The sequence below is a fragment of the Xanthomonas sp. CFBP 7698 genome (assembly GCF_003600855.1).
GTDB lineage: Bacteria > Pseudomonadota > Gammaproteobacteria > Xanthomonadales > Xanthomonadaceae > Xanthomonas > Xanthomonas cannabis.
On sequence record NZ_PRDN01000003.1, the window covers coordinates 68,096 to 88,356 of the forward strand.

14 protein-coding genes and 1 pseudogene are annotated in these 20,261 nt (G+C 66.9%); 9 read left to right on the top strand and 6 right to left on the bottom strand.

Annotation, left to right across the window (positions count from 1 at the left end; all coding sequences use genetic code 11):
* Positions 1-26 precede the first annotated feature (26 nt).
* The 3 genes from XnspCFBP7698_RS14055 to XnspCFBP7698_RS14070 all read right to left on the bottom strand — a co-directional run bounded on the left by XnspCFBP7698_RS14055 (position 27) and on the right by XnspCFBP7698_RS14070 (position 5,480).
* Positions 27-2,840 (bottom strand): TonB-dependent receptor, encoded by a 2,814-nt coding sequence (locus tag XnspCFBP7698_RS14055; RefSeq protein ID WP_199680179.1) that lies wholly within the window; start codon positions 2,838-2,840, stop codon positions 27-29.
* Between the two features lie 567 nt (positions 2,841-3,407).
* Entirely contained in the window at positions 3,408-5,048 is a 1,641-nt protein-coding gene (groL, locus tag XnspCFBP7698_RS14065; RefSeq protein WP_039405128.1) for a chaperonin GroEL, read from the bottom strand.
* Positions 5,049-5,192: 144 nt separating this feature from the next.
* Positions 5,193-5,480 (bottom strand): co-chaperone GroES, encoded by a 288-nt coding sequence (locus XnspCFBP7698_RS14070; RefSeq protein ID WP_003483210.1) that lies wholly within the window; start codon positions 5,478-5,480, stop codon positions 5,193-5,195.
* A 450-nt stretch (positions 5,481-5,930) separates the two neighbouring features.
* On the opposite strand from XnspCFBP7698_RS14070, the gene XnspCFBP7698_RS14075 reads away from it, so the two are divergent.
* The 8 genes and pseudogenes from XnspCFBP7698_RS14075 (at position 5,931) to accC (ending at position 16,697) form a co-directional block, all read left to right on the top strand.
* Positions 5,931-7,721, top strand: a complete 1,791-nt coding sequence (locus XnspCFBP7698_RS14075; protein ID WP_104579258.1) for an endonuclease — start codon at positions 5,931-5,933, stop codon at positions 7,719-7,721.
* A 491-nt stretch (positions 7,722-8,212) separates the two neighbouring features.
* Positions 8,213-8,545 (top strand): divalent-cation tolerance protein CutA, encoded by a 333-nt coding sequence (cutA, locus tag XnspCFBP7698_RS14080; RefSeq protein WP_039405072.1) that lies wholly within the window; start codon positions 8,213-8,215, stop codon positions 8,543-8,545.
* A gap of 5 nt (positions 8,546-8,550) precedes the next feature.
* Entirely contained in the window at positions 8,551-10,875 is a 2,325-nt protein-coding gene (locus tag XnspCFBP7698_RS14085; RefSeq protein ID WP_123137509.1) for a protein-disulfide reductase DsbD, read from the top strand.
* A 455-nt stretch (positions 10,876-11,330) separates the two neighbouring features.
* A pseudogene (locus tag XnspCFBP7698_RS14090) lies at positions 11,331-13,376 on the top strand (prolyl oligopeptidase family serine peptidase); the annotation flags it as partial.
* A 477-nt stretch (positions 13,377-13,853) separates the two neighbouring features.
* Positions 13,854-14,300 (top strand): type II 3-dehydroquinate dehydratase, encoded by a 447-nt coding sequence (aroQ, locus tag XnspCFBP7698_RS14095; RefSeq protein WP_123137510.1) that lies wholly within the window; start codon positions 13,854-13,856, stop codon positions 14,298-14,300.
* A 97-nt stretch (positions 14,301-14,397) separates the two neighbouring features.
* Complete coding sequence (accB, locus tag XnspCFBP7698_RS14100) at positions 14,398-14,880, top strand: acetyl-CoA carboxylase biotin carboxyl carrier protein (protein ID WP_047693373.1); 483 nt, start codon at positions 14,398-14,400, stop codon at positions 14,878-14,880.
* Positions 14,881-14,957: 77 nt separating this feature from the next.
* Positions 14,958-15,287 (top strand): four helix bundle protein, encoded by a 330-nt coding sequence (locus XnspCFBP7698_RS14105; RefSeq protein ID WP_208413055.1) that lies wholly within the window; start codon positions 14,958-14,960, stop codon positions 15,285-15,287.
* A 42-nt stretch (positions 15,288-15,329) separates the two neighbouring features.
* Positions 15,330-16,697, top strand: a complete 1,368-nt coding sequence (gene accC / locus XnspCFBP7698_RS14110) for an acetyl-CoA carboxylase biotin carboxylase subunit (RefSeq protein WP_039405052.1) — start codon at positions 15,330-15,332, stop codon at positions 16,695-16,697.
* Positions 16,698-17,166: 469 nt separating this feature from the next.
* On the opposite strand, the gene XnspCFBP7698_RS14115 is transcribed toward accC, so the two are convergent.
* A complete protein-coding gene (locus XnspCFBP7698_RS14115) occupies positions 17,167-17,532 on the bottom strand; it encodes a hypothetical protein (RefSeq protein WP_039405049.1) in 366 nt (121 codons plus the stop codon).
* Positions 17,529-18,455 carry a hypothetical protein gene (locus XnspCFBP7698_RS14120; protein ID WP_123137511.1) on the bottom strand — a complete coding sequence of 309 codons (927 nt, stop codon included), beginning with the start codon at positions 18,453-18,455 and terminating at the stop codon, positions 17,529-17,531. Before XnspCFBP7698_RS14120 ends, XnspCFBP7698_RS14115 begins: the two co-directional genes overlap by 4 nt.
* A 324-nt stretch (positions 18,456-18,779) precedes the next feature.
* On the opposite strand from XnspCFBP7698_RS14120, the gene prmA reads away from it, so the two are divergent.
* Positions 18,780-19,700: a 50S ribosomal protein L11 methyltransferase gene (prmA, locus tag XnspCFBP7698_RS14125; protein ID WP_104579264.1), complete on the top strand. Its 921-nt coding sequence runs from the start codon at positions 18,780-18,782 to the stop codon at positions 19,698-19,700.
* A 15-nt stretch (positions 19,701-19,715) separates the two neighbouring features.
* Here the strand turns inward: prmA and XnspCFBP7698_RS14130 are convergent, their stop codons facing one another.
* The gene (locus XnspCFBP7698_RS14130) at positions 19,716-20,207 is read right to left on the bottom strand and encodes a hypothetical protein (protein WP_104579265.1); all 492 of its coding nucleotides are present in this window, start codon (positions 20,205-20,207) and stop codon (positions 19,716-19,718) included.
* Positions 20,208-20,261: the final 54 nt, after the last annotated feature.

A 20,261-nucleotide genomic window follows, 5' to 3' on the forward strand; every position in this document is an offset into this window, starting at 1 on the left:
GTGGCGTGCCACGCGGCAAACCTTACTCAAAACGTAAACACGTACTCCGCCGCCACTTCACGGCCGATGGGGTTGAACAAGGTGGTGTTGTAGAAGCCGTAGCCGTAGAAGCGCTCCTTGTTTTCGTAGCCCACTTCGTTGAACACATTGTTGACGTAGAAATTGACCTTGGCATGGTCGGTGATCTTGTAGCCGGTGCTCAGGTTCCAGTAGATCGCCGGGCCCACGCGGCCGAAGTAACGTTTGCTGGTTTCGCCCAGATGCACGTTGGCGGTATCGGTCACCAGGCACTCGTCGGAGGCGCTGGGTTGATAGCCGTCGTCGAAGCGGGCGCAGGTGCCCCAGTTGACGGCGCGCATCGAGCCAAGCCGGCGGAAGTACACCGTCCAGTCCCAGGCGCCGCCGTTGTCCCAATGCACGCTGCCGCGCACACGGCTGCGCACGCGTTCGTCGCGGCGGTTTTCGTCGCTGTCGGTGCGGTAGATCTGCTCGCGGTAGGCAATCAGGTTGTTGTAGTCCAGCGACAGCTGGAAGTTGCCCCAGCCTGCAGTGGCCAGGCGGTATTTCAGCGCGGCATCGATGCCGGAGGTTTCCATCTGCGCCAGGTTGATCGGGCCGCGCTCGATGCTGGCCAGGGTGCCGTCGGCATTGCGCGTCACCCGCGAGGTGATGGTGTCGCAATAGCCCGCGCCGCCCGGATTATTCCAGGCGCCACCACTGATGGTGGTGCCGGTGCGGCAGCCGGCTTCGGCCGACAGGATCTCGTCGCGGTCCAGGTCCTTGATCATTTCCTCCAGCTGGATGCGGTAGTAATCCACGCTCAACGACAGCCCTTGTGCGATGTCCCACACCACGCCACCGGTGAACGAGCGGCCGGTTTCCGAGCGCAGATCCGGCGTGCCGCGACGGTTCACATCCACGGTGTAGAAGATGTTGTTGTTCTCGTCGTTGCAGCCGCCGGTGAGGTAGGCGCCGGAGGAAATGCAGCGGTACTGGTCAATCACGGTTTGGTTGGTGGAACTGGGTTCGCCGAGCACGTAGTGCATGTCCGGTGCGCGGAAGCTGGTGGCCACGGTACTGCGCACCAGCAGGCTTTCCACCGGCCGCCATTCCAGGCCCGCGCTCCAGGTGGTGTCGCTTTGCGTGCCGACATCGGTCGGAATCGCGGCAGACGAGCGGTAGTTGCCGTAGCGGTCGTAACGGCCGGCCACATTCGCGCTCAATGTGGAGAGCAACGGAATCTGGAATTCCAGCCCGGCCGAACTGCGCATGCGTTCACCGCCGCCGCTGTCCACCACATCCACCGGGTAGCATTCGTTGGCGCATGGGTCCGGCGAGAGTTGATAACCCTGCTTGGCGACTTCGGCCACGGTGGCAAAGCGGATCGGCCCGGCCCAGCCCTGCACCACATCGCCGCTCAAGCTGAAACTGGCTTGATTGACCCACGAATACGCCGAGTTGTGCGACTTGGCCACCAGGTCGTCGTACTGGTTCGACGACAGCGGCGAGTACAGCCGCGCTTCGTTGATCGCATAGATCGGCGCGCCATCGGCGGCCGTGCCGACGGGGCTGCCGAGGAAATAGTCAGTGGCACGTGCGGTATCCACGGTGCGTACGTATTCGTCCACCGTGTAGCGCGAGCGGCCCACGCTCAGCTCCCAATCGAAGCGGTCGGCCCACACGCCGCGCAAACCGGCGCTCAGATCCCAGGACTGCTCCTTGTTGTAGTTGGCCAGCCGGTCCCAGCCGCCGGCTTCGCGCCGGGTGAGCTGACGGATCAGGTTCAATGAGCGACCAGTGGCCGCATCCTGGAACGGGCCCAGATAGGCATACGGCGGGTCGTAGGTCCAACGGCCGATGCTGCGGTTGGCCGAGAGCGTGGCCCAGGCTTCGGTGGCCTCGCCGAATTTCCAGGTGCCGTAGAGATAGGCCGAATAATCCTCGCTGCCGGTCACCAGGCCCCAGTCGCCGTAGTCGCGCGCCACGCCGCAATAATCGCCGGCATTGGTGAGCGCGCCGGTGTTCTGGTTGTAGCTCAGCCGCTGCGCGTCGATGAACTCGCCGCCGAAGCGCGCGCAGGTGCCCGCAGGTGGTGCCAGGCGCTCGTTGGTGTTGGCATCGACCAGGCTCAGGCCGGTGAACGGGTTGAAGCCGTACAGGCGATTCTGGCCGGTCCAGTTGGAATAGGACATGTCGTCCGAATCGTCCATCTTCGGGCGATCGCGCCCGCTCAACGGGTCGCGCCTGGTGGCCTGCAGCGCGTAGGTCAGGCTCCAGTTCTCGCCGGTGCGCCCGCCTGCCCAGGAGACGTCGAAACTGTCGCGCCCCCCTTCGGTGGCGGTGCCGCCGCGCAGGCGCACCTGGTCACCCTGGTAGTCGCGCTTGAGGATCACGTTGATCACGCCGGCCACCGCGTCGGAGCCGTAAATGGCCGATGCGCCACCGGTGAGGATATCGATGCGCTCCACCGCTGCAGAGGGAATATTGCTGTAGTTGGAGAAGTTGCTTTCGCCGCCGTACGGCAGCGGGTAATCGGCCACGCGGTGGCCATTGACCAGCAGCAGGGTGCGGCCCGGGCCGAGGTCGCGCAGATTGATCGGCGAGGCGTTGGGCGTGTGCGAGCCCCACTGCGTATCGGCTTCCACCGAGCCTTGCTGATTCATGCTGTTGAGCACGTCGTAGACGGTGGCAAACCCTTCCTGCTGGATCTGCTGCGCCGAGATGGTGACCACCGGTTGGGCGCCCTCGACCTGCGCGCGCTTGATGCGCGAACCGGTGACGCTGACCGCATCCAGGGTGGAAGTGGCGCGCGGTGTATCCGGCTCGGTTTGCTGGGCCATGAGCGGTGGCGCGACGGCAGCCGTCAGCGCTAAGGACACGGAAATCGACAAGGCAAGACGATGACTGCGGCAGTTCATAAGATCCCCGGGAGAAGCCGGACGTGGCCGGCGTGGCAGTGCACTGCAACGACGTCCGCCAGCGATGCATGCACCGCTGCCCCTTGTCCGATGGCCCCCCGACCGCTCGGCGCAAACGCCTGCGCGAACGACGCTAGAACTGCGATGACATCGGTGTCAACAGATTGTCATGCAAGTGTGATGGGTGTCGCCATCTGCGGGGTTTTGCGATGGTGAACACGGTTGGGGCCGCGAGCTGGCTGCGCGGCCGCATCGACCTTGCGTAGGAGCGCACCAGGGCGCGACTGGGGCGTTATCGGTGAAGCCGTTCGCGCCCAGGTGCGCTCCTACCGGGCATGCGGTTTGCATGACCAGTGGAATGCGTGCGTCGGCCACCTGCTTCGGGCCGATCATCCCAGCGACCGCGTGCTGCCATCCAGCTCGTCGGACACAAAAAACCCCGCCTTGCGGCGGGGTCCTTTTGTACTGCAACAGCCGAAGTGGCGTGGATCAGAAATCCATGCCGCCCATGCCGCCCATGCCACCGCCGGCCGGCATCGCCGGCTCGTCCTTTTTCGGTGCATCGGCCACCATGGCTTCGGTGGTGATCATCAGGCCGGCGATCGAGGCTGCGTTCTGCAGCGCCGAACGGGTGACCTTGGTCGGGTCCAGGATGCCGAACTGCACCATGTCGCCGAACTCGCCGTTGGCGGCGTTGTAGCCGTAGTTACCGGTGCCTTCCTTGACCTTGTTCAGGATCACGGACGGCTCTTCGCCGGCATTGGCCACGATTTCGCGCAGCGGGGCTTCCATGGCGCGCAGGGCGATCTGGATGCCGTGGGTCTGGTCTTCGTTGGCACCGGTCAGGTTGCCGACGGCCACCAGCGCACGCACCAGGGCCACACCGCCGCCCGGGACCACGCCTTCTTCGACGGCTGCACGGGTGGCGTGCAGGGCGTCTTCGACGCGGGCCTTCTTTTCCTTCATTTCGATTTCGGTCGACGCGCCGACCTTGATCACTGCAACGCCACCGGCCAGCTTGGCCACGCGCTCCTGCAGCTTCTCACGGTCGTAATCGGACGAGGTGTCTTCGATCTGGGTCTTGATCTGGCCGACGCGCGACTCGATCGCGGCCGAATCGCCGGCGCCATCGATGATCGTGGTGTTTTCCTTGGAGACCTGCACCTTCTTGGCGCGGCCCAGATCCTTGATGGTCGCCTTCTCCAGCGCCAGGCCCACTTCCTCGGAGATCACGGTGCCGCCGGTCAGCACGGCCATGTCTTCCAGCATCGCCTTGCGACGGTCGCCGAAGCCCGGTGCCTTGACGGCCACGACCTTGACGATGCCGCGGATGGTGTTGACCACCAGGGTCGCCAGCGCTTCGCCTTCGACTTCTTCAGCCACGATCAGCAGCGGCTTGCCGGCCTTGGCCACGCCTTCCAGCACGGGCAGCAGGTCACGCACGTTGGAGATCTTCTTGTCGTGCAGCAGGATGAACGGGTCGTCCAGATCGGCCGACTGGCTCTGCTGGTTGTTGATGAAGTACGGGGAGAGGTAGCCGCGATCGAACTGCATGCCCTCGACCACGTCCAGCTCGTTTTCCAGGCCCGAGCCTTCTTCAACGGTGATCACGCCTTCCTTGCCGACCTTCTGCATCGCTTCGGCAATGATGTTGCCGATCGACTCGTCCGAGTTGGCCGAGATGGTGCCGACCTGGGCGATCGCCTTGTCGTCGGTGGTGGGCTTGGAGATGTTCTTCAGCTCGGCGACGGCGGCCTTGACGGCCTGGTCGATACCGCGCTTGAGGTCCATCGGGTTCATGCCGGCGGCCACGGCCTTGGCGCCTTCGCGGATCAGGGCCTGGGCCAGCACGGTGGCGGTGGTGGTGCCGTCGCCGGCGTTGTCGTTGGTCTTGGAAGCGACTTCCTTGACCATCTGCGCGCCCATGTTCTCGAACTTGTCAGCCAGTTCGATTTCCTTGGCGACGGAGACGCCGTCCTTGGTGATGGTCGGCGCGCCGAAGCTCTTCTCGAGCACGACGTTGCGGCCCTTCGGGCCGAGGGTTGCCTTCACGGCATTGGCAAGCACGTTGACGCCACGGACCATGCGGGTACGTGCGTCTTCACCGAAACGAATGTCTTTAGCAGCCATTGTCTGAAACTCCGAAATTGGGAATGGGAAATGGGGAATCGGTCAATCAAGGGCGGATATCGGGGCTGGGCGGGATGGCGACGGCGTTGGCCGCTCTACCGATTCCCGATTACCTACTCCCGATTCCCGGCGCATAGCGCCTGATCAGCCGATGACGGCCAGAATGTCGTCTTCGCGCAGCACCTTGTACTCGACGCCTTCGGACTTGTAGCTGCTGCCGGCGTACTGGCCGTAGATGACCTTGTCGCCAACTTTGACCACCGGCGCGCGCAGGCTGCCGTTGTCCAGGGGCTTGCCGGCGCCGATGGCGACGACTTCACCCTTGGTGGACTTTTCCTTGGCGGAGTCCGGGATCACGATGCCGCCGGCGGAAACTTCGTCGGCTTCGATCGGCTTGACTACAACGCGGTCGTGAAGCGGCTTGATGCTCATAGAGAAAGACCCTCTTAAGTGATTGATTGGTCTGGAAATTATCGGCGATGTTAGCACTCGCACATGACGACTGCCAGCACAGCGCGCGGAAAAAACCCGACAGAGCGGGTGCGGGCCAGAGATTGTGCTGCGCGGGCAGCTTTCAAGGGCTGGGGGTAAAAAATTTTTCGGCCGCGCGGTCTCATCCAGGGGCCAGGACGACTGCGGCGCACGGCCTGCGCGGCATCCGGGCAGTGCGCGTTGGCAGCGGCTACAGGGCCAACAATGCCGGCGGCCCGTGCCCAGGCGCGCCGCGCGAGCAGCAGCGCCGCTGATTCCCCGCAACCACCTCATGCCGCTCATTACCAGGCGCGCATCCAGCCACACTCTAGAAATGGAACCAGGTTCCACCGTTTGTCATGCGCACGCTCTACAGTCGGGATCGCATTCCCCGATCACAAGGAGCTGTCGATGAGGTTGCCGTCCCGTGTTGTGTCCCTGCGTTGCACCCTGCCCCTGGCCTGCGCGTTCGCGCTGAGCGCCACCGCCGCCAATGCGGCGGTCTTCATCAACGAACTGCACTACGACGACGCAGGCGCCTCCGGCGACAGCGGCGAAGGCGTGGAAGTGGTGGCCACCGCCGGCGAATCGCTGAGCGGCTACCGCATCTATCTGTACAACGGCAGTGTCCCGAGCGCGGCGACGGTCTACGCCAACACCGCGGTGCCGGCCGGCAGCCTGGTCAGCTGCGGCAGCCAGGTCCGCCTGGCCACCGTGAGCTACGCCAGCAACGGCGTGCAGAACGGGCCCAACGACGGCGTGGCGCTGGTCGACCCCAACGGGCAACTGGTGCAGTTCCTCAGCTACGAAGGCGCCATCACCGGCAGCGGCGGCCCGGCGGCGGGGGTCACCAGCCAGAACCTGCCGGTCAGCGAGAGCAACAGCAGCGCGGTCGGCAGCTCGCTGCAACTCACCGGCACCGGCAGCGCGGCGGCCAACTTCACCTGGGCCGGCTCGGCGGCGCAGACCTTCGGCGGCTGCAACCGCAGCCAGACCTTCAACGGCAGCGGCGGCGGCGGCACCACCGGTGCGCCGACGATCACCAGCACCACGCCGAGCCAGGGCGCCACCGGCTTCCCGGCGGCCGGCGACCTGGCGGTGGGCTTCAGCGAGGCGGTGACGTTGAGCGGCGGCGCGTTCGCGCTGAGCTGCGCCAGTTCCGGCAACGTGGCACTGAGCTACGCAACGACGGGCACCCGTTTCACCCTGTCCACCAACACCGCCCTGGTCGGCGGCGAGCGCTGCACGCTGGCCATCACCGCCAGCGCCATCCGCGATGCCAGCGGCCTGAGCCCGGCGGCCAACCAGTCCATCGCCTTCACCGTGGCCACCGCCAGCGGCGGCGCCACCGGCTACTACTCGCGGGTGAACACCACCAGCCCCAGCCAGCTGCGCTGCTCGCTCAACGCCACCATCCGCGGCCACACGGTCTACCCGTACAGCGGCACCGGCACCAATACCTGGACCATCCTGGAGATGGCCGACGAAGACCCCAACAACAGCGGCCGCATCCTGGACGCCTACCGCAACCGCAGCTACGCCAAGGTTAGCGACCGGGCCGGGACCGGCAGCGGGCTGACCTACAACCGCGAGCACACCTGGCCCAACTCGCTGGGCTTCGGCAGCGCCACCGGCGACCGCGGCCTGCCGTACGCGCCCTACACCGACACCCACATGCTGTACCTGACCGACACCACCTTCAACGCCGACCGCGGCAACAAGCCCTATGCCACCTGCACCAGCAGCTGCGGCGAGCGGGTGACCGAGGTCAACGACGGCAGCGGCGGCGGCAGCGGGCGTTACCCGGGCAATTCCAACTGGGTGCGCACGCCCGACGGCAACGGCGGCACCTTCGAAGTGTGGGGCCGGCGCAAGGGCGACATGGCGCGTGCGGTGATGTACATGGCCATTCGCTACGAAGGCGGCACCGATACAGCCACCGGGCAGTCCGAGCCGGACCTGGAGCTCACCGACGACCGCAGCCGGATCGTGCAGACCTCGTCTTCGCCCGCGTATATGGGCCTGCTGTCCACGCTGCTGGCCTGGCACCAGGCCGACCCGCCGGACGATGCCGAACGTGCCCGCAACCAGGTGATCTTCAGCTTCCAGGGCAACCGCAACCCGTTCGTGGATCATCCCGAATGGGCCACTGCCGGCCTGTTCACTTCGGCCAAGCCGGCCAGCTGCCAGCTGGCCAACTGAGCTGCACCGGCCCGACGCGTGATGCGTCGGGCCGGTGGGGTGGGGTCACGCGGAAAAACGTACGGCACCTGATGGCGGCCAGGCGCCAGTGCCGACGGCGTGGGTCGCAGCAGGCGAAACGCCCTCGATCGGATCCGACGCCGCTGCTGAATACCGCGGGCGTGGCAATGCGTCGCCTCCGCACCGACATGCAGGCTTCCAAGATCGCCTTGCCAAGGATCCCGGCCTCCTCGCGCTGGGCGAAGTGACCGCCGGGTCACCGGCGCAATGCATCTCCCAACCGTTGTCGGCCGGTCTTGGCATCCGGCGCCGCGCTCCGCGCCACGGCAAGGTCGGCGCAGTGTGGCAGGTGCTCTACCGACCTCCCTGCGCAGCTGCACCGAGGCATGGGCACCCTGCCTACCGGCATTGCGAAGGCAGCGAAGTTGACGCCCTGTTCCGGAATCGGCGGTCGATCCCCCGCAGGCGGGGCATTACACTGCGCAGCTGCAATGAGCGCCTCTTCCCTCCATCTGTTGTTCAGCACCTGCCCGGATGCCGACAGCGCCGACCGCATCGCGCACGCCTTGCTGGACGAGCGCCTGGCCGCCTGCGTCACCCAGTTGCCCGGCGCGCAATCGCTGTACCGCTGGAACGGCGCCATCGAGCGCAGCACGGAAGTTCAGTTGCTGATCAAGACCTGGGAAGACCGCCTGCCCGACGCCATCGCGCGGCTGCAGGCGCTGCATCCGTATGAACTGCCGGAGGCGGTTGCTGTCCAAGCCAGCGCCGGGCTGCCGGCCTACCTCGATTGGGTCCGGGCCGACACCCGCAAGGAATCCTGACGTCCATGAAGTCTCTGTCCCGCTGGATCGCCCGCTGCGCGCTGCTGGCCGCGCCCTTGTTCGCCGCGCCGCTGGCGCTGGTGGCGCCACCCGCGCAGGCGGTCAGCGAGGCCGACCTGCTGCCGGTGGACCAGGCCTTCGCGCTGACCGCCCAGGCCGACAGCCGCGACAGCATCGGTCTGAACTGGAAGATCGCGCCGGGCTACTACCTGTATCGCCATCGCATCAGCGTCAAATCCGGGCAGGGCTTTTCCGTTGGCGAACTGGCGCTGCCGGAGGGCGAGAGCAAGCACGACGAGTTCTTTGGCCAGGTACAGACCTACCGCAAGCAGTTGCAGGCCACCCTGGCCGGCAGGGCCGAGCCGGCCCTGAAAACGGCGGTCCTGCAGGTGCAATACCAGGGCTGCGCCGATGCCGGGGTGTGCTACCCGCCGCAGCGGCGCGAGATCCGCGTCGCGCTGCCCGAGGCAGCGGCCGCCGGCGCGCCCACCGCCGCACCGCAACGCGAAAACCTGGGCGCACTGGTGCCGCGCGACGCGTCGAGTCCGCGCCTGTTCGGCGCCACCGGCCAGGCCGCCGGTGTGGACGCGCTGCCGCTGCCGGCCGAGCAAGCCTTCACCTTCGAGGCCATCGTCGGCGACGGCAACAGCCTGCTGCTGCGCTTTACCCCGGCACCGGGCTATTACCTCTACCGCGACCGCACCTCGCTGGCCGTGGAAGGCAGCACCGGCGTGCACACGGGGCTGCCGCGCTGGCCGCAGGGCAAGACCCACCGCGACGAACATTTCGGCGACGTGGTGGTGTATTTCGACCAGGCCGAAGTCACCCTGCCGCTGCTGCGCGAGCGCGCCGAGCCGGCGCACGTGACCCTGGTGGCCACCTTCCAGGGCTGCCAGACCGACGGCATCTGCTACCCGCCGATGACCCGCCGCGTGGCGCTCGACCTGCCTGCCGGCACGGTCTCGCCGCAAAACCAGGCGCAGGCCGCGCCGCTGATGATTTCGCCGCTGGCCGCCGGGCAGGCACCTGCCGACCCCGCGCCCGCCCAAGCCAGCGCCTCCGCGGCGCCGCCGGCTGCCAGTGCCGCGGCCGACAATCCGCAGCGCACCCAGCCGCCGCATACCGACAAGGGCCTGCTGGCGATGCTGGCGCTGGCCCTGCTCGGCGGGCTGGTGCTGAACCTCATGCCCTGCGTGCTGCCGATCCTGTCGCTGAAGGTGCTGGGGCTGGCGCATAGCGGCGAGAGCCGCAGCCATGCGCGCAGCCATGCCATCTGGTATTCGCTGGGCGTGCTGGTGTCGTTCGCCGCCATCGGCGGGCTGGTGATCGGCCTGCGCGCGGCCGGCCAGGCGGCCGGCTGGGGCTTCCAGCTGCAGCAGCCGTGGTTCGTGGCGGCGCTGGCGTATCTGATGTTCGCGGTGGGCCTGAGCCTGTCGGGGGTGTTCACGCTGGGCAGCAACCTGGGTGGCATCGGCCAGTCGCTGGCCGCGCGCAACGGGCCGCTGGGCGACTTCTTCACCGGCGTGCTGGCCTGCGTGGTCGCCAGCCCCTGCATCGCTCCATTCATGGGCACCGCGCTGGCCTATGCGTTCACCGCGCCGGCGCTGCTGGCGATGCTGGTATTCCTGGCACTGGGCCTGGGCCTGGCGCTGCCGTTCCTGCTGATCGGCTTCGTCCCCTCGCTGGCGCGGCGCCTGCCCACGCCCGGCGCATGGATGGAGACGCTCAAGCAGGTGCTGGCGTTCCCGATGTATCTCACCGCGATCTGGCTGCTGTGGGTGCTGGGCAAGCAGCGCGGCGTGGATGCGCTGGCGTTGATGCTGGTCGGTGCCACCCTGCTGGCGCTGGGCCTGTGGTGCTTCGAGCGCAGCCGCTGGAACAGCCATCGCACCGGCATGCGCCTGGCGACGGTGATGCTGGTGCTGGCCATCGTACCGGTGGTCGGCGTCACCCGCCTACGGCTACCGGCGGCCACCGCCGCCAGCGAAGGCGCAGTGGCGTTCTCGCCGCAATTGCTGGACCGCCTGCGCGCCGACAACCGCGTGGTGTTCGTCAACATGACCGCCGACTGGTGCGTGACCTGCAAGGCCAACGAAAAGAACGTGCTGAGCAGTGCCGAATTCCGCGATGCCCTGCGCCGCGTCGATGCGGTCTACATGAAAGGCGACTGGACCAACGTCGACCCGGCCATCAGCACCTTCCTGGACCAGCACCAGGCCGTGGGCGTGCCGCTTTACGTGGTGTACGGCCCCGGTGCCCCACCGGCGATCCTGCCCACGGTGTTGACCGGCGCGATCACCGAGGACGCGTTGCTGCGCGCAGCGCGCTGAGGCAGCGGCTTCGACGCCCCAATGCGTCTGGAGGGGGGCTGCGCCGGCATACCTTGTGCCTTCGAGGCGATCCCAGGAACGTGTGCGCCTTGCTGTCACCGGCAGCCTGCCCGCTTGCCGGCGCCCCGCCTGACGCCGGACATGCCCACGACCATCATTTCGTCGCGTCCGAGCCCGCAGGCGATTAACTCGATTGCATCCAGCAATTGCTTTTTTTAGAAGGTCACCGCAGCGTGAAGCGCTTGCTCTCAGAGCGCATTTCTCAACATTTCTCACCGCGCGGTCACAGCACGATATTCGACTTTATGCTGTCGCCCCCTATCGGCGATGGCGACATAATGACCCCCACGTCCACCCGCACCCTTTTCGGCGCAGCATTGCTTCTTGCCGGCATTGCAGGCGCCGATGCAGCACCTGCGACGCCCGGCATTGCGATTGCTGCGGCCGGCACGGCCAACACAGACCCGTATCTCTGGCTGGAAGATGTCACCGACACAAAGGCGCTCGACTGGGTGAAGCATCAAGATGCACGCACCGAGCAGCAGCTGGCCGGCACTGCCGAATTCCAGCAACTGGAAACACGTATCCGTGAAGTCATGGATTCGGATGCGAAGATTCCCGACGTGCAGAAGATCGGCGACAGCTATTACAACTTCTGGCAGGACAGACAACACAAGCGCGGCATCTGGCGACGGACCACACCGGCCGAATACCGCAAGCCGTCACCGAAGTGGGAAACCGTGTTGGATCTGGATGCCCTCAACCAGAGCGAGGGCAAGGACTGGGCATGGCAGCACGAGGACATCAACTGTCTGCGTCCGGCCTATCGCCGCTGCCTGATCACACTGTCGCGCGGCGGTGCCGATGCCGATGTCACGCGCGAGTTCGATCTGATCGACAAACAGTGGGTGCAGGATGGCTTCGTCCGGCCCGAAGCCAAGGGTGAGCTCTCCTGGATAGACCATGACACCGTCTATGTCAGTACCGATTTCGGCGCTGGCACCACGACCGATTCGGGCTACGCGCGCGTGGTCAAACAATGGAAACGCGGCACCGCCCTGGACACCGCCACGACCGTCTACGAGGGCAGCCCGCAGGATATGCGCGTGAGGGCCTTCCATGACGACACCCCGGGCTTCGAACGGGATATCGTGATTCGCGAGCTGGGCATCCGAAACAAGCGCTGGTATCTGCGCGACCGCAACGGACGTTTGGCCCAGATCGAGGTGCCGGACTCGGCGACCAAGCAGTTGCATCGCCAATGGCTCACGCTGGAGTTGCGCGAGCCGTGGAGCGTCGGTGGCAAGACCTATGCAGCCGGCACGCTACTGGCCACCCGGTTCGACGATTTCATGGCAGGCAAGCGCGCGTTCGAGGTGGTCTTCCAGCCCACCGACACCGCCTCGCTCAGCAGTGCCGTCTGGACCCGTTCGCACCTGGTGCTCAACATCTTGGATGACGTCAAAACACGGCTGAGCGTGCTGACCCCCGGTGTGCACGGCTGGAAGCGCAGCGCGTTTGTCGGTGCCCCCACTTTCGGCGCTGCAGAGATAAAGGCGCTGGACGACGTCGACAGCGACGCGGTCTGGCTCACCGTCGCGGACGACCTCACTCCGCCCACGCTGTCGCTGGCGCAGATCGGCAAGCAACCGCAGCGCCTCAAAGCGCTGCCGGCGTTCTTCGATGCCAGCCGGTTCCTCATCGAGCAACACTTCGTCACCAGCAAGGATGGCACCCGCGTCCCGTATTTCCTGGTCCGCCCGAAGGCGCTGGCATTCGATGGCAGCGCCCCGACCCAGCTCTATGGCTACGGCGGTTTCGAGATCCCGATGCTGCCGTACTACTCAGGTGTCATGGGACGAGCGTGGCTGGAGAAGGGTGGGGTCTTCGCACTGTCCAACATGCGTGGCGGCGGCGAGTATGGCCCGCGCTGGCACCAAGCTGCACTCAAGCAGAACCGGCACAAGGCCTACGAGGACATGGCCGCCATCGCGCAGGACCTGATCGCACGCAAGGTCACCTCGGCCAAGCATCTGGCCGTGCGCGGCGGCAGCAACGGCGGATTGATGGCCGGCAACATGCTGACCCAGTATCCGCAGCTGTTCGGGGCGGTAGTGATCGAAGCCCCGCTGCTGGACATGCACCGCTATAACCACCTGTTGGCCGGCGCGTCATGGATGGACGAGTACGGCAACCCGGACACTGCGGACTGGTCGTTCATCCAGACCTTTTCCCCGTATCACCTGTTCGATCCGAACAAGACCTATCCGCCCACGATCTTCCTGACCTCCACCCGCGACGATCGCGTTCACCCCGGGCACGCACGCAAGATGGCCGCCAAGATGCTGGATGCGGGCAAGGACGCGGTGTTCTACGAAAGCATGGAGGGCGGCCACGCCAACCCTGGCGACAATGCCCAGGCTGCGCATCGTGCTGCGCTGATGTACGCCTTCCTGTGGCGGCACCTCGGGCGCGACACCGCGGCAACCGAAAGCCGTTAGGGTCCGTCCGTACTGCCATCGGGCCGGCATCTGCGTCCATCGTGCACGGTGGGCACGAGCGGGCTGCGTGGGTGCCGCCTGCGGCAGGCCGGCCGGGCAATCGCGGCCTAACCCAGGGCGCCTTGCGCCCGTTGGCCGGGACGGCCGAACTTGCTGCCGCGGACACAGAATCCCGACGCGGAGGCAGTGGCAGATGCGCCAGGACTAGCGCCGCAAACCGCCGATGTCGGCGCCCGCTGCGCACTGGAGGCACGCATCCAAAAAAAGGCGCCCCGGCAGCGGCGGGGCGCGGACCCGGCACTGCGGAACGCCACGGCATGCCGCTGCATCGGCACCCGCCAATGCCCGCCGCCACTGGCGCGGCACGCGTACGCCGCAGAAATTCAATCGTCCGTTTAAAACAGCTATAACTTCTGCTATCTGGACAGCATCGCCAGCATCGCGCAGACTTCCGGCCTTTCCGCCGCGCTGGATGTCATGGCCCACCTGCTGCTGTTGCACGGCCCCAACCTCAACCTGCTCGGTACCCGCGAGCCGGAGGTCTATGGGCGCACCACGCTGGCGCAGATCGATGCGGCCCTGGTGGACCGTGCGCAGGCCGCCGGGCATGCGCTGACCTGCCTGCAATCCAACGCCGAGCACGTGCTGGTGGAGCACATCCACGCCGCGCGCGAGGACGGCACCGCCTACATCCTGATCAACCCGGCCGCCTTCACCCACACCTCGGTGGCGCTGCGCGACGCGCTGCTGGGCGTGGGCCTGCCGTTCGTGGAAATCCATCTGTCCAATCCGCATGCGCGCGAGCCGTTCCGTCACCACAGCTATCTCAGCGACAAGGCCGACGGCGTCATCTGCGGCTTTGGCGCAGACAGCTACCGGCTGGCGCTGGAAGCGGTGATCGCGCGGCTGGAGCGCGCGCCATGACCCTTGCCGTCCCGGGCTCGGCGACCACGCCGACAGCCTGACCCCATTCCGCCGGCATCCGCCGGCACTCTCCACCGATTCACCTCAAGAGGCCCTTATGGATCTCCGCAAAATCAAGAAACTGATCGACCTGCTCGAAGAATCCAATCTCGCCGAAATCGAGATCAAGGAAGGCGAAGAAAGCGTGCGCCTGGCGCGCGTGCCCAAGGGCACCCAGGTGATGAGCGCACCGGTGCAGCAGTACGCACCCGCCCCGGCCGCCGCACCGCCGGCGGCCAGCATGCCGATGCAGTCGCCCACCGAGGCCTCCACCGGCGGCGCCAAGCAGGCGGCCGCGCTGCCCGAGGGCCACGTGCTGCGCGCGCCGATGGTCGGCACGTTCTACACCTCGCCCTCGCCGGACAAGCCGGCGTTCGTCACCGTGGGCCAGGCGGTCAAGGCCGGCGACACCCTGGCGATCATCGAAGCGATGAAGATGTTCAACCCGATCGAAGCCGACGTCTCCGGCACCGTCGTCGCCATCCTCGGCGAAACCGGCCAGCCGGTGGAGTTCGATCAGCCGTTGTTCGTGATTGGCTGAAGCGCCGGGAATCGGGAGTGGAGAATCGGGAATCGGCAAAGCGGCCCCATGAACGCCTGGAGGCGTGGCGCGATTCCATGGAACTCGTGGAAATGATCTACCGATTTACCGAGATCTTTCCTGAGCAGGAACGCTACGGCCTGACGGCGCAACTGCGCCGTGCGGCCGTCAGCGTCCCGTCGAACATCGCAGAAGGTGCGGCGCGGCGCTCAACTCCCGATTACGCGCGGTTTCTCTCGATTGCGCGCGGCTCGCTCTCCGAACTGGATACACAGGTCCAGATCGCCGTACGACTGGGCTATAGCAACACCGAAGACGAAGACATCGTCAGCCAGCAGGTTGACCAGGTCTTCGCCAAGCTCACCGCATTGATGAATGCCCTACGCAGACGTGGAGCCGCACCATGATGCCCGCGCCTACCCATTCCCCATTCCCGAATCCCGAATCCCATGCTCGATAAAGTCGTCATTGCCAACCGAGGTGAAATCGCGCTGCGCATCCTGCGCGCGTGCCACACGCTCGGCATCCGCACGGTCGCGGTGCATTCCACGGTCGACCGCAACCTCAAGCACGTCGCCATGGCCGATGAGTCGGTGTGTATCGGCCCGGCCGCGTCCAGCGACAGTTACCTCAACATTCCGGCGTTGATCGCCGCGGCCGAGGTGACCGATGCGCAGGCCATCCATCCCGGGTACGGCTTTTTGTCGGAAAACGCCGACTTTGCCGAGCGCGTGGAAGAATCCGGCTTCATCTTCATCGGGCCCAAGGCCGACACCATCCGCCTGATGGGCGACAAGGTCGAAGCGATCCGCGCGATGAAGGCCGCCGGCGTGCCATGCGTGCCCGGTTCGGGCGGCCCGCTCGGCGATGACATCGTCGCCAATACCAAGATCGCGCGCGAGATCGGCTACCCGGTGATCATCAAGGCCGCCGGCGGCGGCGGCGGGCGCGGCATGCGCGTGGTGCATTCGGAGGCGGCGCTCAAGGCCGCGATCGAAACCACCAAGTCCGAAGCCAAGGCCGCTTTCAGCAACGATCAGGTCTACATGGAGAAGTTCCTGGAAAATCCACGCCACGTGGAAATCCAGGTACTGGCCGACGGCCAGGGCGGTGCGATCCATCTGGGCGAACGCGATTGCTCGATGCAGCGCCGCCACCAGAAAGTGGTGGAAGAAGCGCCGGCCCCGGGCATCACCGAAGAACTGCGCAACGAGATCGGCAAGGTCTGCGTGGATGCGTGCATCCGCATCGGCTACCGCGGCGCGGGCACCTTCGAATTCCTGTTCGAAGGCGGGCGCTTCTATTTCATCGAAATGAACACCCGTATCCAGGTGGAGCACCCGGTGACCGAGCGCATCACCGGTATCGACCTGGTCTGCGAGCAGCTGCGCATCGCCGCCGGCCACAAGCTCAGCATCAAGCAGAGCGACATCGTGCTGCGCGGGCATGCGATCGAGTGCCGCATCAACGCCGAGGATCCGGAAACCTTCATGCCCAACCCGGGCCTGATCACCGCCTTCCATCCGCCCGGTGGCCCGGGTGTGCGCGTGGATACGCACATCTACGCCGGCTACAAGGTGCCGCCGAACTACGATTCGATGATCGGCAAGCTGATCGTGCATGGCCCCGATCGCGAAACCGCGATCGCACGCATGCGCGTGGCGCTGAGCGAGATGGTGGTGGACGGCATCAAGACCAACATCCCGCTGCAGCAGCGCATCATGCGCGACAAGGGCTTCCAGGCCGGCGGGCAGAACATCCACTACCTGGAAAAGCGCCTGGCCGAGCGCAAGAACAAGTCGATCGCGTTGACCTGATCGCAAGCGCCATGGCAACGAAACAGCCCGGGAAGCCGGGCTTTTTCGTTGCACCCTGGTGCATCGCGCCGCGACTGCCTCGCACCGCCAGCCCTGCAAGCCAGCCGGTCCATGCGTAGGAGCGCACCCGGGCGCGAGCAGGCTTTACCGGCAGATCCGGTCGCGCCCGGGTGCGCTCCTACGCAATCCGCGGGTGCGAGGCCTGGAGGCCGAAAGCCATTGCCGGATCCGATGTGCTTTTGCGTTGCGGTGCATCGCGCCGGCAGTGCCTCACGCAGGCTATGCACGCGGCTGGACGACACCCCACACCGGCAAACCATGCCACCAGTCGACCTGTACGTAGGAGCGCACCCGGGCGCGACCGCGCTTTATCGGCGGAACCTCGTCGCGCCCCGGTGCGCTCCTACGGGATCCTGGGTGCTAACGGATCCGCTGCGCATCTTCAGGCGTCCGCGCGGATACGCAGCGTTCAACGCCGCGGCGCAGGCGCCTGCTGGCTGCCGGGTACCGGCACGATGCCGCTGGCCGACGACGGGTCGACCACGGTCATGGTTTCGGTGGAACCGTCCGGCCAGACCACCTGAAAGGTCGAGCCGGCCGGCAAGGTGGAAAACGGCATGGCGCTGCTGGCGCGGTACAGCGCGGCGACCTGGCTTGCGCCGTGCCGTCGCTGCTGTTCGTCGGCGGTGACGCTGGTGGACTTCACCGACAGCGGCTGGTAGCGGTGATCGGCGGTATCGATCATCACGATGCCCACCGCCGCGGCCGAATACGCCACGAACAGGGCCACCCAGAACCAGAACTTGGCGCCATGCGCCAACCGACGGTAATTCATGACTGTGCTCCCGGATCGGACACCAATGTATCGACCATCTCATCCACCCTGTCTGCTCCCTGCCGCGGCACCGCGGCGTCGAATACGAACGACACGAAATCCTGCGCGCCGGCGCGCGAGCAGATGCCCGCGTTGGCGCAATAACTGGTGACCAGCGTGCTGTCGGCACTGCAGTCCAGGCCCAGCCGACACGCCGCCACCTGCCAGGCCAGTTCGGCGAACTGATCGCCGGCCACATAACCGTCCAGGCTGTCATCGCCGCTGGCGCGCGCGCCCATCGCCGGTGCCAGGGCCAGATAGGCCTCCGGGTCGCGCGAGGCGAGCACGCGCCGTACCAGCGTGCGCTTGTAGGCCGGGGTGGCCTGCAGGGGTTCGCCCAGCGCGAGCAGGGCGGCCTCGGCGGCGAGGCTGCCGGCGCGCGCCGCGCGCAGGCGTTGCTGCGCCACCAGCCGCGGGCTCAGCCCGTCGCTGGGCGCGAAACCGGCGCAGCGCTGCGCCACCCGATCGCGCGCGGCATGCATGGCCGCCACGCCCGGCGTGGTATGCGCGGCGATCCACGCGCTGTCGGCGGCATAGCCGGCCGGGCTGGCGGCATACGGTGCGCAGTAATCGTAGACCCGGCTCAAGCGCCAGCCGGCCTGCGCATCGCCGGCCTGCACGCGTTGTTGCAGGTGCTGCGCGTAGCGATACAGATCCGGCTGTGCATCCACCGCATCGCGATCACGCAACTGCAGTGCCGTGCCACGTTCGAAGGCCGCATGCCCCGGCCGCGTGGCGACGGCCGGCTGCGTGGCGGCAGTGGCCGCCGCGGTGGTCGTGGTGGCTGGCGTGGCCGGATGCGCACGCACATGCCACCAGCCCGCCGCCGCAAGCGCGACGGGAGCGAGCAACAGCCAGAGATGGCGGGCACGAGCAAGCGGCATGACAGCGGCAACCAGCGGCGGAGACGCCCGCAGCGACGGCGCGGAGTCTAGCACCCGGTTGCACGGGCCATGGCGGCCAGGCGAACGCTGCCATGGCTGCTCGCGCGGCGACGAACAGCGCCAGACGCAGATGGGTGGGTCGCATGCAGTGGGCACGCAGTGCCGGGGGCAGATGCAACGCAGACGGCAGCGGTACACGCGGCCAGATCGCCGCAACCGCCGCGCTGGGCCGACGCTGGCAGTGGCGGCGCATGACCAACTGCACGGCAGCCGGCCTGCGCGAATGGTCTACGATGCACGCCTTCATTGTTACCGACTGCCACGATGCCGTTTCTTCAACTGACCCTGCCCTGCACCGATGCCGATCAGCCCCGTTTCCAGACCGCCATGGAGGAAGTCGGCGCGCTGGCGGTGACCTCGCTCGACGGCAACGACGATGGCAGCAATAGCCACGCCATCCTGGAACCGGGCGTCGGCGAAACCCCGTTGTGGAAGGAGCTGGAGTTGACCGCGCTGTTCGACAGCGAGAGCGACCCGCTGCAGGTCCTGGCCGCGCTGGATGCGTTCGACCCGGAACTGGACTGGAGCCAGGTGTCGTTTCGCATGGTCGAAGACAGCGACTGGATCCGCGCGTGGATGGACCTGTTCAAGCCGATGCAGTTCGGCACGCGCACCTTCATCGTGCCCTGGGATCAGGCGTTGCCCGAGGCGGCCAGCACGCCGGAAGCGGCCGTGGTGCGGCTGGACCCGGGCCTGGCCTACGGCTCGGGCGCCAGCCCGACCACTGCGCTGTGTCTGCGCTGGCTCGACAGCCTGGGCAGCAGTGGCGTGCTGCACGGTGCGCGCGTGCTCGATTTCGGCTGCGGCTCGGGCATCCTGGCGCTGGCCGCGCTCAAGCTGGGCGCGGCCAGCGCGGTGGGCGTGGACAACGACCCGCAGGCGCTGCTGGCCACCGCCGAGAATGCCGAGCGCAATGGCCTCCAGGCGCAACTGACCGCCTGCATGCCGGAGGATGAGCCGGTGCAGACCTATTCGGTGGTGGTGGCCAACATCCTGGCGACGTCGCTGGACGCGCTGGCCGAGCTGCTGGCCGCACGCGTGGCGCCGGGTGGACGCTTTGCGATGTCCGGCATCCTGCAGGGGCAGGAAGACGAACTGCTGGAGCGCTATGCGCCGTGGTTCGAGCAGTTGCGCTGCGAACGCGAAGAAGACTGGATCCGCATCGACGGCGTCCGCCGCCACTGATCGGGCGGGGCGGGTTCACCGCTGCGCCCGGCCGGCGCGGATCTGCGCGGTGGTCAGCGCATCGTTCACGCTGATCGCGCGCAGGCGGCTCACCGCCTGCCAGCCGCTGCGCTGCAATGCCTGATTGCGCCAGCGCCCGGCCTGCAGCCCGGCGACCACACGCAGCGCGAGCTCGGCCACCAGCAGCGCGGCCCAGCCGCCTGCCACCCACGGCGGCGCGCCAGCGAGCGCCACTCCCACGGCGATGGTGGCCAGCAGCATCCCGCCTGTCAGCAACGGCCAATGCCGGTAACGCAGCGCCCAGCCCCGTGGCGCCAGCGCCGCTGACCACTGCACGCCCTCGGCGACGGCGGTCCAGTCCTGCCCGCGCCGCCAGACCTGGTAGACGGCCGCCCCGCGGAAGCGTTCGACCGACGGATCCAGCGGCGAGTCGGCAGGCCAGCGCGTGCTGGCAGGTGGGCGTTGATCGCCGGTGGGCCGGGATTTTGGGGTGACAGGCTCGACCATGAACTTCCTCCTTGAGTTCGCTGTGATCTCTTCATCGACACCTCACCGACAGTA

Excerpts from the sequence above, each read along its gene's own strand:
- XnspCFBP7698_RS14055 (WP_199680179.1), bottom strand. The coding sequence starts at position 2,840 with ATGGCCCAGCAAACCGAGCCGGATACACCGCGCGCCACTTCCACCCTG.
- groL (WP_039405128.1), bottom strand. The coding sequence starts at position 5,048 with ATGGCTGCTAAAGACATTCGTTTCGGTGAAGACGCACGTACCCGCATG.
- XnspCFBP7698_RS14070 (WP_003483210.1), bottom strand. The coding sequence starts at position 5,480 with ATGAGCATCAAGCCGCTTCACGACCGCGTTGTAGTCAAGCCGATCGAA.
- XnspCFBP7698_RS14075 (WP_104579258.1), top strand. The coding sequence starts at position 5,931 with ATGAGGTTGCCGTCCCGTGTTGTGTCCCTGCGTTGCACCCTGCCCCTG.
- cutA (WP_039405072.1), top strand. The coding sequence starts at position 8,213 with ATGAGCGCCTCTTCCCTCCATCTGTTGTTCAGCACCTGCCCGGATGCC.
- XnspCFBP7698_RS14085 (WP_123137509.1), top strand. The coding sequence starts at position 8,551 with ATGAAGTCTCTGTCCCGCTGGATCGCCCGCTGCGCGCTGCTGGCCGCG.
- aroQ (WP_123137510.1), top strand. The coding sequence starts at position 13,854 with ATGGCCCACCTGCTGCTGTTGCACGGCCCCAACCTCAACCTGCTCGGT.
- accB (WP_047693373.1), top strand. The coding sequence starts at position 14,398 with ATGGATCTCCGCAAAATCAAGAAACTGATCGACCTGCTCGAAGAATCC.
- XnspCFBP7698_RS14105 (WP_208413055.1), top strand. The coding sequence starts at position 14,958 with ATGGAACTCGTGGAAATGATCTACCGATTTACCGAGATCTTTCCTGAG.
- accC (WP_039405052.1), top strand. The coding sequence starts at position 15,330 with ATGCTCGATAAAGTCGTCATTGCCAACCGAGGTGAAATCGCGCTGCGC.
- XnspCFBP7698_RS14115 (WP_039405049.1), bottom strand. The coding sequence starts at position 17,532 with ATGAATTACCGTCGGTTGGCGCATGGCGCCAAGTTCTGGTTCTGGGTG.
- XnspCFBP7698_RS14120 (WP_123137511.1), bottom strand. The coding sequence starts at position 18,455 with ATGCCGCTTGCTCGTGCCCGCCATCTCTGGCTGTTGCTCGCTCCCGTC.
- prmA (WP_104579264.1), top strand. The coding sequence starts at position 18,780 with ATGCCGTTTCTTCAACTGACCCTGCCCTGCACCGATGCCGATCAGCCC.
- XnspCFBP7698_RS14130 (WP_104579265.1), bottom strand. The coding sequence starts at position 20,207 with ATGGTCGAGCCTGTCACCCCAAAATCCCGGCCCACCGGCGATCAACGC.